The organism is Rhodococcus shunpengi, from assembly GCF_048381395.1.
Lineage (GTDB): Bacteria > Actinomycetota > Actinomycetes > Mycobacteriales > Mycobacteriaceae > Rhodococcus.
Genome location: NZ_JBLWIU010000036.1, coordinates 135,163 through 150,364, shown reverse-complemented (window position 1 = coordinate 150,364; position 15,202 = coordinate 135,163). Strand labels below are relative to the sequence as shown.

The window sequence follows — 15,202 nt, the reverse complement described above, 5'->3', positions numbered from 1 at the left end:
CATTTGATGAGCGGACGGGACAGGGCGGATCAGCCGACGATGCCGGCCTTCTTCAGACCCGCGATCTGCTCGTCGGTGAGCCCGAGATCGGCGAGCACCGTGTCCGTGTGCTGACCGAGACCCGGAACCGCACCCATGGGCAGTTCGACGTCGCGGAAGTTCATCGGTGGCAGGATGCCGCGCACCGGACCCGCCTCGGTCTGCACCTCACGCCAGCGGTCGCGCGTCGCGAGCTGGGGGTGTTCGATGAGCCCGCGCAGATCCCGCAGCTGCGCAGCCGGCACACCGGCGTCGGCGAGTTTCTCGTCGAGCTCTGCGCTCGTGAACTGCTTGGTGGCCTGCCCGACCAGCGCATCGACCTCCTCGCGGCGACGCACCCGCTCGAGATTGGTGGCGTAGCGCGGATCGTCGCCCAGTTCGGGCATGCCGAGGACATCGGTGAGCGTGCGCCAGCCCCGGTCGTTCTGCACTCCGATGAGGATCTCGCCGTCCGAGGTGGGGTACTTGTCGTACGGCGCGATCGAGGTGTGCGACAGACCCATCCGCGACACCTGGCGCCCCTGATACATCTGCAGGTACATCGGGTAGCCGAGCCACTCGGCGGTGGCGTCGAACATCGACACGTCGATCGTCGCGCCCACGCCGGTGCGGTGCCGGCGCAGCAGCGCCGCCTGGATCGAGGTGAGCGCGTACATGCCCGCGGCGATGTCCGAGGTGGGGATGCCCGTCTTCACCGCAGTCTCGGGCGTGCCGGTGATCGAGCACAGGCCGGTCTCGGACTGCACGAGCATGTCGTAGGCCTTGCGGTCGCGCATCGGCCCGTCGGTGCCGTATCCCGACATGTTGACCACCACCAGTTCCGGGTGGTCGGCGCGCAGCTCGTCGGCACCGAGTCCGAGACGCTCCACCGCGCCGGGTGCGAGATTCTGCAGGAAGACGTCGGCGCCGCGGATCAGCTTCTTCACCGCGTCGATGCCCTCAGGCGATTTGAGGTCCACGGCGAAGGACTCCTTGCCGCGGTTGAGCCACACGAAGTGGGCGGCCAGTCCCTGCACGGCACTGTCGTAGGCACGGGCGAAGTCGCCGTCGCCGACGCGTTCGACCTTGACGACCCGGGCTCCGAGATCCGCGAGATGGCGCGTCGCGAGGGGCGCGGCGACCGCCTGCTCGAGACTCACCACCGTGACGCCCTCCAGCGGCAGGCCTGCAGAAACCTCCACCTCGCTCCGATTGGTTCCGTCGCTCGTCACCCTGTGTGTCCTTTCGCGTCCGCGGTTCCCGTCCGGCGTCGCTGTATGTCTACCAGGCCGAACACCGACTCCCCGGTAATACCTCTGAGGTATCGATCTGCGTTCCATTGGGTATTGGACGGGAAAGCCGAGCCCTGCCACTCTCTGATGAGACGCAGACCACATTCCACCCGCCTCGTCGGGGGGCGTAAGAGACGGAGGGCGCATGAGTTCGTCCACACCCACCGAGCAGGAGATCGCGAAGAAGGCCCGCAAGGCCGGCATCGCGTCCTTCATCGGCACCACCATCGAGTGGTACGACTTCTACATCTACGGCACGGCCGCCGCGCTGGTGTTCGGCCAGATCTTCTTCTCGGACGAACTCTCGAGCGGTGTCGCGACCCTCCTCGCGTTCGTCACCCTCTGGGCCGGCTTCCTCGCCCGCCCGCTCGGCGGCGTCATCTTCGGCCATCTCGGTGACCGCATCGGACGCAAGAACACCCTCGTGATCACGCTCGTCATGATGGGCATCGCGACGGTGGGTATCGGCCTGCTCCCGACCTACGCGCAGATCGGGATGTGGGCGCCGGTCCTGCTGGTCTTCCTGCGCATCGTGCAGGGCGTCGCAGTCGGCGGCGAATGGGGCGGCGCCGTCCTCATCGCCAGCGAGAACGCCCCGAAGGGCAAGGGAATCCTGTATTCGGCGTTCGCGCAGCAGGGTTCGCCCGCAGGCAACCTGCTGTCGACGATGGCATTCTTCTTCCTCGCCGCGCTGCCCACCCCGCAGTTCATGATGTGGGGCTGGCGCATCCCGTTCCTGCTCTCGGGCGTGCTCGTCGTCATCGGCATGGTGATCCGCCTCAAGCTCGAGGAATCGGACGCGATGAAAGCCGTTCTGGCACGCAAGAAGACCGTCAAGCTCCCGATCAAGGAAGTGCTGCGCAAGCACTGGGTCCTGGTCCTGCTCGGCGCCGGCGCACTGCCCCTCGCCCAGGTGACCTACTTCAAGAACACCTTCGCTCTGTCGTGGGCGACGAGCGAACTCGGTTACGAGCGCGGCACCTTCCTCGCGATCATCGCGATCGCCCTCGTCGTGCAGTTCATCGTGCAACCGTTCGGTGCCGTGCTGGTGTCGAAGATCGACATGCGCAAGGCAATGCTCCTGATGATCGTCCCGGAGCTGTTCCTCATGCCCGCGATGTTCTTCGCGATCCGCACCGAGACCTTCGCGGTCGCCGTGATCGGTATGTGCCTCGCGACGATTCCGCACTCGATGTTCTACGGCGCGATCGCCGGCATCCTCGCCCGCGCCTTCCCTGCGAACATCCGCTACTCGGGCCTGTCGCTCGCCTACCAGCTGTGCTCGCTGATCGTCGGCGGTGGCACCCCGGTGCTCGCCCAGTACCTGCTCAACTCGTCCGGTGACGTCACCGGTGTGGCCATCGCGGCGGCCTGCTACGCAGCGGTCTCCCTCGTGTGCACCCTGGCACTGCTCAAGCGCACCGGATACGACCCGAAGGCACCCTCGGTCGCCGAGAAGTCCGACGCCGACGAACTCGCCCTCGAGCAGTCGGAGGCGGCCGAGCGCGACCGCCGCACGCCGGGCGCCGAGGACACCCCTCGCTCCGACGACACCCCACGAGATCGCGTCCATGCCTAGGACGGATCCTTCACACTCGGGGCCGGCCGGCGCAGTCGCCGGCCGGCTCCGGTCACTCCGGAGTCGGCAGTGCTTCCTCGGAGAGGCGGAGAACCTCTCGCAGCGCGGCACTGTCGTCGTCCTCCCGCCACACGAGCCGCACGTCGAGCGGCTCGGGATGATCGGCGAGGGGAACGAACACGACTTCGGGGTTGATGACGTTCGCCGCGACCGACGAGACCGTCATCGAGCATCCCACCCCGGCCGAGACCAGGGCGATCAGCGACAGCGAATCCGGGGCGCTCTGAACGATTCTGGGTGTGAAGCCGACGTCGTGGGCGAGACGGAGCAACAGCTCGCGCAGCATCGATCCGGGTTCGGCGGGCAGCATCACCCACGCCTCGTTCGCGAGGTCCTCGAGCCGGACCTGCTCACGGTCGGCGAGCGGGTGTTCCTTGGGCAGCGCCACGACGAGGTTCTCGCGAGCCACGACGCGCGACGCGATCCCGGGCGGGAAGAACAACAGGCGCACGATGCCGATGTCGAGCTTGCCCGCGGCCAGCTTGTTGAGCGCCTCGCTCGCGTACGCCGAACTGTCGAGCACGAATTCGATACCGGGATGGGTGCGCCGCACGAGCTTCGCCCACCGGCCCACGAGATAGTGCGAGGACGAACCGGCGAAACCGATACGGACCCTGCCGGTCTGACCCGACCCCGCGGCGGTCACCGCCATCTCGGCGAGCCGGCAGGCGACGAGGATGTTCCGGGCCGGCTCCACGAGCGCACGACCGCTCTCCGTCAACCGCACGCTGCGGGTGTTGCGTTCGAAGAGTTCGGCGCCGAGTTCCTTCTCGAGTCTGCGGATCGTGCGGCTGAGCGGCGGCTGGGCCATGTGCAGCCGTTGCGCCGCCCGACCGAAATGCAGTTCCTCCGCCACCGCCAGGAACGCCTTCACCTGCTGGATCTCCACCCGTCGATTATTGCGCCTGCGGGCGCCTGATATCCGACACCGAATTACCGACCACACGGAGGACGACCGGTATGCCGGACAAACTCATGACCATGCGCGAGGCGATCGCCACCTATGTCGAGGACGGCATGACCGTTGCCCTCGAGGGTTTCTCGCACCTCATCCCGTTCGCGGCGGCGCACGAGATCATCCGACAGGGCAGGCGCGAGCTGACGTTGTGCCGCATGACCCCCGACATCATCTCCGATCAGCTCATCGCCGCCGACTGCGTCTCGAAGCTCGTCGCCTCGTTCTTCGCCAGCGGCTCGGCCGGTTCGCTCTACGAGATCCGCCGGCGCATCGAGAACCACGACCCCGTCTCACTCGAGGTCGAGGAGTACAGCCACTACGGCATGGTCTGCCGCTACCAGGCCGGCGCGGCCGGGCTGCCCTTCTTCCCGCTGCGCTCGTATGCCGGCAGCGACCTGCCGAAGATCAACCCGAACATCCGGCTCGTCGAGGACCCCTTCGGCGGTGGCAGCGTCTACGTCGTGCCTCCACTGAACCCGGACGTGACGATCATCCACGCCCAGCGCGCCGACCGCTCCGGCAACGTCCAGATCTGGGGCATCGCCGGTGTGCAGCAGGAAGCGGTCTACGCCGCGAAGAAGGCCATCGTGGTGGTCGAGGAGATCGTCGACGACGACGTCATCCGCTCCGATCCCAGCCGCACCCTCGTCCCCTCGCACGCGGTGGACGCGGTGGTGCTGAGCCCGCGCGGAGCGCACCCCTCCTACGCGCAGGGCTACTACGACCGCGACTGCGCTTTCTACCGCCGCTGGACCGCGATCAGCAAGGACCCCCAGCAGCTGCGCACCTGGTTGAAGGAATGGGTCCTCACCACCGCCGATCACGCCGAATACCTCGAGAAACTGGGCGAGGAGTACTGGGCCGACCTCGAGGTCGCGCCGCGCCCCTCCGGGACCGTCGACTACGGGAGCCGTAAGTGATTGCCACCGAAACCTTCTCCACCACCGAACTGATCGTCTCCGTCGCTGCGCGGGCCCTGGCCGGCAAGGCCCGGGTCTTCGCCGGGGTGGGTCTGCCCACCCTCGCCGTCGACCTCGCCGCCCGCACCTCGAACCCCGACGTCGAGCTGGTCTACGAGTCCGGGGTCTGCGGTGCGCACCCCGAGGCGATGGCCGAGGGCATCGCCGACTCCGTCGTGGTCTCCGGCGCCGAATCCGTGGTGTCCATGGCGTCGCTGTTCGGGTACGTGCTGCAAGGCGGCAACGTCGACGTCGGCTTCCTCGGTGCGGCGCAGATCGACCGCTACGGCAGCCTCAACACCAGCATCATCGGCGACTGGGACAAGCCCACCGTGCGTCTGCCGGGCGGCGGCGGAGCCGTCGAGATCATGCCCAACGCCGGCGAGGTGTTCGTGATCATGCGACGCCACGATCCGAGCGCCTTCCCCGCCGAACTGGACTTCTGCACCACCCCGAGCCCGGTGCGCGCCCGCGAGGCCGGCGTCGGCATCATGCCCCGCGGCCGCGGGGTGACGAAGGTGTTCACCAGCCTGGGCGTGCTGTCGCGGCAGGACCCCTTCGACGAACTCGAACTGACCAGCATCCACCGCGGTGTCACCGTCGACCAGGTCCGCGCCGCGACCGGCTGGGATCTGAAGATCTCCGACGAACTGACGCTGACCGAGGACCCCCCCGCCGAGGAGATCGACCTGCTGCGCAACGAGATCGACAAGGTCCGCCTGTATCTGCGGTGATCCCGTCGACGTGACCGACGTGGCGGCTGGCAGGATGTCCGCAACGGACGACGCCCTAGATTCTGCGAGCCTGCGCGCGTCCGGCGTGATGCTCGGCGGACGGACCGCCGCGTGATGCGGGAAGGCGGCACGTCATGCACGCGAGCGCGATCCACGACCTCGTGGACGGCACGGTCGTCGCGGCCGTGATGCCGTCGACCGTGGCGGACTCCGGCGCGGATCGGGGCGTCCCCATCCTGATGCCCTTGCCCGAACTCGCGCGTGGGTCGGTGGCCGGTCGCGCTGCCGTCGCACTGGTCGACGAGCACGAGGTGTTCGCCGATCCCGCGACGGTCCTGCGCGGGATCGCGGCCGTGCGCGAGCGCGGATTCGCCGTGGCGGTACGCATCGCGGAATCGGCGTCGCGCGCCACGGTGGTCCTGGCCCTGGTGGAACCGGAGGTGGTCCTGGTACCGGCCGAGGCACTCGTCGCATCCGATGTGCGGGCCGCCACGACCCTGCTGTCGTTGCGGGCCCACTGCGAGCGCACGAACTCGGTCGTTCTCGCCGAGGGCGTCGACTCCGACCTGCATCGCGAGGCGGCCCTCGCCCACGGCATCGGCTTCGGTTGCGGTGCAGCACTACACACTGTGGAGGGCAAGGCCGATCCTTCCTCGCCGCGCGGTGGGTTGTTCCGTGAACCCACCTGGAGCGCACCGCTCGACGATGCGACCGCCACGCCCTTCCGTATCCTGTCTGCCGGGCGGGAACGCGTGCGGAGCGGCAAGGGTCTGCTCGTGTCCATGAGCGCCGACCTCGAGGCGCGAGCCGGGGAGTCCGGCCCCGACACGGTCGCCCTCGGCACCTTCCAGCACCACGACCACTTCACGGGAGCCGCACGCAGGCGATGGATGTCGATGGCCGACACCCTCGCGCACGTCGCGGTCTTCGCGGTCGGCTTCGGCACGAGCGCCTCGGGCCCGGACCTCGTCCCGATCGAGCCGCACGATCCCCTCGTCGACGAGTGGAACGTCATCCTCCTGGGAGAGTCGTTCGCGTGCGCACTCTCGGCCCTCGACCTGCACCGTCGAACGGCCGGCGGCGAGCGGGAGTTCGAGTACGTCGTCTCCTACGACCGGGAGGCCGTCGCCCGCGCGGCGCGCGCGACCCTGTCCCGTCCACGACCGGTACCCGTGGAGATCCCACCGTCGTCCTGAGCCGCTCCCCGCGGGTCACCCCTCGAAGCGCGCCAGGATGCTGTGGGCGCACCGGATCACGGTGCCGCGGTCGTAGGACAGCACGTAGTGGAACTCTCGGTCGAGATCCGCTGCGTCGGTGTGCATGTCGAGCGCGGCGAGCACGCACGCGAAGTGCGGGCCGAGGACGACGACGTTCCATTCGTCGACCATCGGATCGTTCGGGTCCAACGGCGCGTGGTGTACCGCGGAGTCGACGTAGGGATCGATTCCGACGCCGTAGACCCCGGTGTAGGCGACCTGCTCGGCGAGCTGCGCCCATCGTGCCCGGGAGGTCGGGGTGAAGTGCTCAGCGCGCTGGAAGGTGCCGAGCACGATCGTCTCCGGTCCGGCTCCCACCGCGTTGGTCTCGAGCAGCTTGCTCATCGATACCAGAAGTCGCTTGAAACTACGTGTGCGCCTGCGTCCTTCGGACGCCAGAACGAAGGGGGTGAGTTCGGGGTCGTCCGGAACGGCCGGTCGCGGACGCAGCGACATCGGTTCGACATCCGAATCCGCTTGTGCGGTATCCCCGGTCGATCCGACTGCCGGATACAGCGCGCCCATTCCGTATTCGGCGGCCAATCCCAGAGCGCGGCGGCGATGCAGTTCCGAATCGACACCCTGCGCGATGACGACCGCGCTGCTGGATTCGGTGTACGCGGCGACGGCGTGCGCGATCCTCGCCGTCGAGGCGTCGGCCGCACGCGCGATCAGGGCCGGCGACGTGATGATCACATCCGGTTCGACGAGCGGCAGCAGCGCGAGGGCCTGGGCACGCGCTCCCACACCGTCCACCGCGACGAGCATGCCGGCGGTGCGCGCCGCCGCGATGGTGCGCAGCGTCCTGGCAGGGGCGGCGATCAGCGCCTGTTCGGTGATGAGCACGACCGTCGTCGGGCTCCGGCGGTCATCGAGCGCGCCGAGTTCATCGAGGGAATCGAGATCGAGGGTGACCAGATGCGGCACGGCCGACTCGGCGTGCCGGCCGGCCCTGCGCCATTTGATGCGGTCCAGCTCCGACTTCTGGTGCATGGCCCGGGCGGCCTCGCTGAGCGCGGTGGCGTCGTGCAACGATGATCCTTCCGGACCACGCAGTTGCAATTCGACGGCGGACAGCGCACCGCTGCCGAGCCGGTGGATGGGGGCGAGCTCCGTCTCCACGGTGAGGCCGCCGAACGCGGCCTCCGCGTCGGCGGCAGCGTCGGCAGGAACAGCGCTCATGGATCCAGCATCCCATCTCCGGGCACCGATCATCCGCTCGGGCCGACGGAGTCGAGACATAGGACATTTCCGCAGTTCAGACGGATGCGTTATCGAACCGTGATTTTGCGTTACCGTTCCGTTACCGGACGGGTCGTCGGGAAGCGACCTCCGTCGGACAGGCTCTGTGCAAGCCCGAGGCGAGTTCTCACCGCGACCCACTTCCCACCGTGACCACGGCAGGCCGACCGCCTGCTGATGACCACAGCAGGCCGACCGCCTGCTCATGATCCAGCCCGCACCGGACGGCACGAATCCACGCCGACAGGAGACCGCAATGAGCACACGTACGAGCACCACCCGCAGGATCATCACCGACACCGGGGCACTCTCACGAGCCGGTGCAGCGACCGTCGCCCGAGCGCCGCGCTACCGCCTCGACGTCCACTCGCCGTCCCGTCGCTGCAGTGTCCTGCGGGCGAAGGGCGATCTCGACATGACCGCCCGAGCGGAGTTCGCCTCCACTCTCGGCGACCTCGCACACTCGGGCGATCACGTCGTCGTCGACCTGTCCGAGGTGACCTTCATGTACTCCGAGGTCGCCTCGACACTCGCCGATGCCGATCACATCCGGCCCGGCCGTTTCCACGTCGTCGCACCCACACGTCAGGTGCGCATGCTGCTCGACATCCTCGCTCCCGACCTCGACGTCACCGACCGCACCGAAGCCGACCTCGTGGGGAGCGCGTCCGCCGCCTGATACGGCGACGAATGCCCGTCAGCGGGTGGGGCCGCCCGTGATCAACGCCCACACGTCCCCCGCCTCGCCGGCCGCGGCGAGCAGTTCGGAATCCCACGACGCGACCGTGCCGAATTCGCTGCGCCACGACAGGATCCGGTTGGCGTGCCGATGCAGCTCGTGTTCCATCGTGAAGCCGATCGCGCCGAGCGCCTGATGCGCGTTGCGGGCGACGACCGAGGCCGCATGTCCGGCGCACGACGCGGCCGCTGCGATCGCGAAGCGGGTCGACGCGTCACCGAAACCTCCGGCGAGAACGGCATCGACTGCGCCATCCGCGGCGGCGTGCACGAGCGAGGCCTCGGTGGCGATATCGGCGACGAGCGCCTGCACCGCCTGGAACTTGCCCAGCGGACGACCGAACTGCACGCGTGCTGTGGTGTGGTCGACGACGAGCTCGAGGATCCGATCCATCGCGCCCGCGGTGGCCAGTGCGCGGACGAGCGCGCCCCGGTAGCGGAACTCGTCGGCGGTGCCCGCCGGAACGTCGCGTCCCGACAGTGCCGACAGGTCGACACGCACGTGATCGCGGGGCTCCGCCGCCAGGTTCACGGCCTCGACGATCTCGACGTCGTCGCGCGCGACATCGGCGACCCGCCATCCCTGCGGCGACTGCCACAGCACGACGATCGAATCCGCGAACCGGGCCCACGGCACGTGGCGCGCGCGGCCGTCGGCGTCGAGCACCGCGGCAGTGCGCACGGCCGGCGCCGCATCGAGGCCCGCCTGGTCGAGGAGCCAGCCCGCGAGCAGATCGTTCTCGGCGACCGGCACGGCAGCAGCGGCGCTGCCGGCGGCTTCGAGCAGCAGGGCGGCCTCGAGCCATCCCGCGCCGCTTCCGCCGCTCTCCTCCGAACCGGTGAGCCGATCGAGGCCGAGCTCGGTGAGGGTGCTCCACAGGGCACGATCGAGTTCGACGACCTCACCGATCCGATGGTCGTCACCCGAGGTGAACACCTCGGACAGCATCTGTGCGAAGTCGCGTAGTTCCGTCGACTGCAGTGCGTCCTGTCCGCTCATCTCATCCCCAATCCTCGTGCGATGACCCCGCGGAGGATCTCGCTCGTGCCGCCGCGCAGTGTGAAGCCCGGTCGTTGCATGACACCTGCCCGGACGAGCTCGGCCAGATGGTTGTCGGCCGCGGTGTATCCCGCGATCTCATCGGCGAGATCTGCCAGATCACCCTCGGTCTTCGTGCCGAGCACCTTCACGACCGACGCCGCGAGTTCGGCGTTCTCGCCGCGTTCGAGGGACTCGGAGACCGCGGTGGACATGCGGTGCAGGCCCGCCATGCGCCCGATGGTCGCTCCGATGCGGGTGTCCGCCTCGACGCTGCCGTCGGCCACACCGTGCACGAGGGATTCGAGTATCCCGAAGGTCGACAGGAAACGCTCGGGACCGCTGCGCTCGTAGCCGAGCTCGCTCGTCACCTGTTCCCAGCCGGCACCGATCTGTCCGAGCACCAGGTCGTCCGGGACGAAGACGTCGTCGAGCAGCACCTCGTTGAAGTGGTGGTCACCGGACATCGACAGGATCGGGCGGATGGTCACGCCCGGGGAGTCGAGCAGCACGATGAACTGGCTCAGCCCGTCGTGGCGGTGTGCCGGATCGAGCGGTGCGGAACGCGCGAGGCCGAAGAAGGCGTCGGCGTGGTGCGCCCCGGACGTCCACAGCTTGGTGCCGGAGATCCGCCACCCACCGTCCACCTGCGTGGCCTTCGTCTTGACGCTCGCGAGGTCGGATCCGGAGTCGGGCTCGGACATGCCGATGGCCCAGCAGATCTCACCGGCCGCGATGCCCGGCAGGAACCGCTTCTTCTGCTCCTCGGTGCCGTACTTGAGCAGCGACGGTGCGGCCTGACGGTCGGCAACCCACTGGGCGGCGACCGGCGCGCCCACCGCGAGCAGCTCCTCGGTGACGACGAAGCGCTCCATGAAGGTTCGTCCGTGTCCGCCGTACTCGACGGGGATCGTCATGCCGACCCAGCCGCGAGCGGCGAGCGCGCGCGTGAACTCGGGGTTCCATCGCGTCAGCCAGGTGTCGATGCCCGGGGTGAACACGCCCTCGTCGATCTGTTCCTTCAGGAACGCCCGTACCTCGGCACGGAGTTCCGTCAGTGCCGGGTCGGGGGTGCCCGCCCTCGGCACGAGTCGTGCACTCATCGTGAATCTCCTTCTCCACCGGTGATGGTGGGACACAGCAGCGCCAGCGACAGGTCCGCGTAGCGTTCGGCGATCTCGTCCGGGCCGTCCGGGCCAGCGGGGTCGTACCAGTTGGCGATCGCCGAGACCATCGCCAGGATCGATCGACGGCAGTCGTCGGGATACTTCGTAGTGAAGACGCCTTGTGCGACACCGCGATCGATGATGTCGCGGATCCGCCTCCGGCCGTCGCGCCGACGCTCCTCGTACAGTCGCGCACCCTCGGGTTCGAGGTTGCGCACCTCCGTCGCGATCATGCGACCCTGCTCGGGGAACTGCGTGCGGAAGATGACGTTCCCCTTGACGAACGCGCGGATCTGCTCGACCGGATCGTCGCCGGCGCGGGCGAGTTCGGCGTCGCAGACCGCGTCGTAGGTGTCGACGCCGTCGAGCAGGATCGCCAACAGCAGATCCTGTTTGTTCTTGTAGTGGTAGTACAGGGCGGACAGGCTCACGCCGGCTTCCTGCGCGATCGTCCGGATCGACGACGAGCCGTATCCGTTGCGCACGAATTCCTTCCGGCCCGCCTCGATGAAGACGCGCTGTTTCGGCGACAGCACTCTCACGACACCGCTCCGGTATCGGCGTACTGCGCGATCAGCTCGCCGAGCGTGCCCTTGACCATCTTGCCCGTCGGCGTGCGCGGCAGTTCGTCGACGAACCGCACGTGCCGGGGGCACTTGAAACGCGAGAGGCGTTCCCGGCAGAACCCGATGATGCCGTCCTCGAGCTCGTCGGATCCGTCCACATCGGGAACGAGCTGCACGAACGCTTCGACGCGTTCACCGCGGTCCGCGTCCGGCACACCGACCACCGCGACATCCGCGATCGACGGGTGCAGCGCGAGGACGTTCTCGATCTCCTGCGGGTAGATGTTCACCCCACCCGAGATGATCGTGAACTTGTCGCGCCCGGTGAGGAACAGGTAATCGTCCTCGTCGAGATATCCGATGTCTCCGGTCGTGTACCAGTTACCCTCGAAGGGGTGCCTGGTGGATGCCGTTTTCTCCGGATCCTTGTGGTACTCGAACGAGAAGTCGTCCCGCTCGAAGTAGACGGTGCCGATCTCCCCCGTGGGCAGCCGGTTGCCGTTCTCGTCGCAGATCCGCGCCAGCCCGAGTGTGCCCGGGCCGCCGGTCTTCCCGACCGTTCCAGGTTTGTCGAGCCATTCCTGCGGGGTAACGAGAGTATTGCCGATCGCCTCGGTCGCGGAATAGTACTCGTAGACGATCTCGCCCCACCACCGCATGAGTTCCTGCTTGACCTCGACCGGGCACGGCGCCGCCGAATGCAGTGCGCACCGCATCGACGACAGGTCGTAGCGCTCCCGGACCGCGCGGGGCAGTTTCAGCAGGCGCACGAAATGCGTGGGCACCCACTGGCTGTGGGTCACGCGATAGCGTTCGATGCACGCGAGACTGTGCTCGGGGTCGAACCGCTCCATGAGCACGACCGTGCCACCGAGTGCCTGCGTCGACACGCCGTACCGCAAGGGCGCGGCGTGGTAGATCGGTGCCGGTGACAGGTAGACGGTGTTCTCGTCGAAACCGAAGCGGCGCACCTGCTTCAGCAGCGGAGGACCGGGCTCGTCACCGACCTGGGCACCGGAGAGAGCGGGCTTGATGCCCTTGGGGCGACCGGTGGTGCCGGAGGAGTACAGCATGTCGCTGCCCCGCGGCTGATCGGCCATCGGGGTGACGGGAAGACCCGCCACCTCCTCCTCGTACACGAGATGTCCGGGCACCTCTCCCCCGAAGGCGACGCGGTGCGTCACCTTCGGGGTGAGCGGCGCGATCGCCTCGGCGAGTTCGGCGAGAGGCGCCGAGACGACGAGCACCTTCGCGTCGCAGTCGTCGACGATGTACGCGGCCTCGACGGGAGCGAGGTGCGTGTTGACGAAGGTGACGTAGACGCCCGATCGAACTGCACCCCAGTACAATTCGAATGCCGTGGCGTCGTTGACGGTGACGACCGCGATGTGGTCGCCCTTCCCGACGTCGTGTGCGCGCAGCCAGTGCGCGAACCGGACGGACGCGTCCTCGAGTTCCCGATAGGTGAGCGTCCGTCCGGTCGCGGCCTCGTGCACGGCGGGCCGGTCCGGGGCGACGGCGGCGTAACGGCCCGGGTACATCCCTACAGCCCCAGGTCCTTGGAGATGATCGTCTTCATGACCTCGCTGGTGCCACCGTAGATCCGGGTCACGCGGGTGTCGGCGTACAGCCGGGCGATCGGGTACTCGGTGATGTAACCGTAGCCGCCGTGCAGCTGCAGACACTTGTCGATGACGCGACCGGAGACCTCGGTGCAGAACAGCTTCGCGCGGGCCGCGTCGGCGACCGTGAGTTCCTTGCGGTCGAGCAGTTCGAGGCAGTGGTCGACGTAGACACGCGCGGCCTGGGTCTCGGCCGAGCACTCGGCGAGCACGAACTTGGTGTTCTGGAACGACGCGACCGGCTTGCCGAACACCTTGCGTTCCTTGGTGTAGGCGATCGCGTGCGCGATGGCGGCCTCGGCGAAGCCGACCTGGTTCAGGGCGATGCTCAGACGCTCCTGCGGCAGGTTGTGGGTGAGGTACCCGAAGCCCGCGCCTTCCTCGCCGAGGAGGTTCTCGACCGGCACCTTCACGTCGGTGTACGACAGTTCGGCGGTGTCCTGCTGGTGCAGGCCGATCTTGTCGAGCTTGCGGCCCACCGCGAAGCCCTCGCTGTCGGTGGGCACCGCGATGATCGACAGGCCGCCGCGGCGGTTCTCGGGATCGAACGGGCTGGTGCGGCAGACCGTGAGGATGAGGTCGGCGGTGACGCCGCCGGTGATGAAGGTCTTCGCGCCGTTGATGATGTAGTGCTTGCCGTCCTCGGACAGCTTCGCCGAGGTCGCGATGTTGGCGAGGTCCGAGCCGGTGCCGGGCTCGGTCATCGCGATCGCGGTCATGATCGAGCCGTCGGCGAAGCCGGGCAGCCAGCGCTGCTTCTGCTCCTCGGTCGCGTATTCGAGCAGGTAGGGCAGGATCAGGCAGGCGTGCACCGTGTAGGAGCCGAACGAGACTCCAGCGCGCGCAACCTCTTCGAAGACGATCGTGTTGAACTTGAAGCTGGACTCGCCGCCTCCGCCGTACTCCTCGGGGACCTGGATTCCCAGGATGCCGAGTTCGCCCAGCCGGCGGAAGAATTCGCGGGGCGGGCGACCCATCTCGTCCCATTCCTCGCGATGCGGCGCGACCTCACGTTCGATGAAGTCGCGCACCATCTTCCGGAACTGATCGTGTTCTTCGGTGAAGATCGTCCGCTGCATGGCTTGTCCTCCGGGGTGTGGGGGAAGGAGAGGGGAAGGTCAGTTACCGGTGAAGTTGCCGGTGCGTCGTTCGAGGAACGCCGAGAGGGCTTCGCGGTGGTCCTCGCTGTGGTGCGAGAGCGCCTGGAGGGAGGCCGACAGTTCGAGGAGCGTGTCGAGATCGACGCGCTGGCCCTCGCGCAGCAGCTTCTTCGTCATGCGCAGTGCGTTCGGGGGGTTGACGGCGACGCGGGCGGCGAGCGCGTTCGCGGCGTCGAGGAGCTGCTCGGGTTCGACGACCTGCGAGACCATGCCCCAGTCGAGAGCGGTCGCGGCGTCGACGCGGTCGCCGGTGAAGGCCATCTCGGCGGCGCGCGCGGCACCGACGGCGCGCGGCAGCAGCCAGGCACCGCCATCGCCGGGGATGATGCCGAGCTTGACGAAGCTCTCCGCGAAGAACGCCTTCGACGAGGCGATCCGCATGTCGCACATCATCGCGAGGTCGCAGCCGGCGCCCACGGCGGGTCCGTTGACCGCGGCGATGATCGGGACCTCGCAGTGGTAGATGGCCCGGGGCAGGCGCTGGATGCCGCGGCGGTAACCCTCGCGCAGGGCGTGGGGTGCGCCGCCGAACATGCCGCGACGCTCGTCCATGTCCTTGACGTTGCCGCCGGCGGAGAAGGCCGATCCGGCGCCGGTGAGGATGACGACGCGGGTGTCGATGTCGCGGTTGGCCTCCTCGACGAGCTCGACGAGACGGTCGACGACGTCGTCACCCGAGATCGGGTTGCGCGCCTCCGGAAGGTTGATCGTCCAGGTCACGACGTTTCCGTCGCGCGTGCTCAGTACGACGTCCTGCGAAGTTGCCATTGCGGTCGCGGTCCTTCCGGTAGCCAGTGTGGCTCGCACCATAAT

General features: G+C 68.1%; 14 protein-coding genes. 5 read left to right on the top strand and 9 right to left on the bottom strand.

What is annotated here, in order from left to right; all coding sequences use genetic code 11:
- Positions 1-29: 29 nt before the first annotated feature.
- A complete protein-coding gene (locus ACNJ7K_RS24945; RefSeq protein WP_487042380.1) occupies positions 30-1,250 on the bottom strand; it encodes a CaiB/BaiF CoA transferase family protein in 1,221 nt (406 codons plus the stop codon).
- A gap of 205 nt (positions 1,251-1,455) precedes the next feature.
- On the opposite strand from ACNJ7K_RS24945, the gene ACNJ7K_RS24940 reads away from it, so the two are divergent.
- On the top strand, positions 1,456-2,889 hold the full coding sequence (locus ACNJ7K_RS24940) for an MFS transporter (protein WP_487042379.1): 1,434 nt from the start codon (positions 1,456-1,458) through the stop codon (positions 2,887-2,889).
- A gap of 52 nt (positions 2,890-2,941) precedes the next feature.
- Here ACNJ7K_RS24940 and ACNJ7K_RS24935 read toward each other — a convergent pair whose 3' ends face one another.
- Positions 2,942-3,838, bottom strand: coding sequence for a LysR family transcriptional regulator (locus tag ACNJ7K_RS24935; RefSeq protein WP_487042378.1), 897 nt, complete (start codon positions 3,836-3,838; stop codon positions 2,942-2,944).
- Between the two features lie 71 nt (positions 3,839-3,909).
- On the opposite strand from ACNJ7K_RS24935, the gene ACNJ7K_RS24930 reads away from it, so the two are divergent.
- From ACNJ7K_RS24930 to ACNJ7K_RS24920, 3 genes are all read left to right on the top strand, one after another.
- Positions 3,910-4,827 (top strand): CoA transferase subunit A, encoded by a 918-nt coding sequence (locus ACNJ7K_RS24930; RefSeq protein ID WP_120280444.1) that lies wholly within the window; start codon positions 3,910-3,912, stop codon positions 4,825-4,827.
- Positions 4,824-5,600 carry a CoA-transferase subunit beta gene (locus ACNJ7K_RS24925; RefSeq protein ID WP_487042377.1) on the top strand — a complete coding sequence of 259 codons (777 nt, stop codon included), beginning with the start codon at positions 4,824-4,826 and terminating at the stop codon, positions 5,598-5,600. The genes ACNJ7K_RS24930 and ACNJ7K_RS24925 overlap by 4 nt, the downstream gene beginning before the upstream one ends.
- Before the next feature lie 134 nt (positions 5,601-5,734).
- The gene (locus tag ACNJ7K_RS24920) at positions 5,735-6,796 is read left to right on the top strand and encodes a DICT sensory domain-containing protein (protein WP_487042376.1); all 1,062 of its coding nucleotides are present in this window, start codon (positions 5,735-5,737) and stop codon (positions 6,794-6,796) included.
- A gap of 15 nt (positions 6,797-6,811) precedes the next feature.
- Here the strand turns inward: ACNJ7K_RS24920 and ACNJ7K_RS24915 are convergent, their stop codons facing one another.
- Positions 6,812-8,038, bottom strand: a complete 1,227-nt coding sequence (locus ACNJ7K_RS24915; protein WP_268654637.1) for an EAL domain-containing protein — start codon at positions 8,036-8,038, stop codon at positions 6,812-6,814.
- Between the two features lie 316 nt (positions 8,039-8,354).
- On the opposite strand from ACNJ7K_RS24915, the gene ACNJ7K_RS24910 reads away from it, so the two are divergent.
- The gene (locus ACNJ7K_RS24910; RefSeq protein ID WP_268654638.1) at positions 8,355-8,777 is read left to right on the top strand and encodes an STAS domain-containing protein; all 423 of its coding nucleotides are present in this window, start codon (positions 8,355-8,357) and stop codon (positions 8,775-8,777) included.
- Positions 8,778-8,795: 18 nt separating this feature from the next.
- Here the strand turns inward: ACNJ7K_RS24910 and ACNJ7K_RS24905 are convergent, their stop codons facing one another.
- From ACNJ7K_RS24905 to ACNJ7K_RS24880, 6 genes are read right to left on the bottom strand one after another with little or no spacing between them, the layout of a single operon-like run.
- Positions 8,796-9,836, bottom strand: a complete 1,041-nt coding sequence (locus tag ACNJ7K_RS24905; protein WP_268654639.1) for an acyl-CoA dehydrogenase family protein — start codon at positions 9,834-9,836, stop codon at positions 8,796-8,798.
- Positions 9,833-10,978: an acyl-CoA dehydrogenase family protein gene (locus tag ACNJ7K_RS24900; RefSeq protein WP_159417464.1), complete on the bottom strand. Its 1,146-nt coding sequence runs from the start codon at positions 10,976-10,978 to the stop codon at positions 9,833-9,835. Before ACNJ7K_RS24900 ends, ACNJ7K_RS24905 begins: the two co-directional genes overlap by 4 nt.
- Complete coding sequence (locus tag ACNJ7K_RS24895) at positions 10,975-11,583, bottom strand: TetR/AcrR family transcriptional regulator (protein WP_225623649.1); 609 nt, start codon at positions 11,581-11,583, stop codon at positions 10,975-10,977. Before ACNJ7K_RS24895 ends, ACNJ7K_RS24900 begins: the two co-directional genes overlap by 4 nt.
- Positions 11,580-13,148 (bottom strand): acyl-CoA synthetase, encoded by a 1,569-nt coding sequence (locus ACNJ7K_RS24890; RefSeq protein WP_230790549.1) that lies wholly within the window; start codon positions 13,146-13,148, stop codon positions 11,580-11,582. The genes ACNJ7K_RS24895 and ACNJ7K_RS24890 overlap by 4 nt, the downstream gene beginning before the upstream one ends.
- Before the next feature lie 2 nt (positions 13,149-13,150).
- Positions 13,151-14,308: an acyl-CoA dehydrogenase family protein gene (locus ACNJ7K_RS24885; protein WP_120280453.1), complete on the bottom strand. Its 1,158-nt coding sequence runs from the start codon at positions 14,306-14,308 to the stop codon at positions 13,151-13,153.
- A 39-nt stretch (positions 14,309-14,347) separates the two neighbouring features.
- Positions 14,348-15,157 (bottom strand): crotonase/enoyl-CoA hydratase family protein, encoded by an 810-nt coding sequence (locus ACNJ7K_RS24880; RefSeq protein WP_120280454.1) that lies wholly within the window; start codon positions 15,155-15,157, stop codon positions 14,348-14,350.
- Between the last annotated feature and the right edge of the window lie 45 nt (positions 15,158-15,202).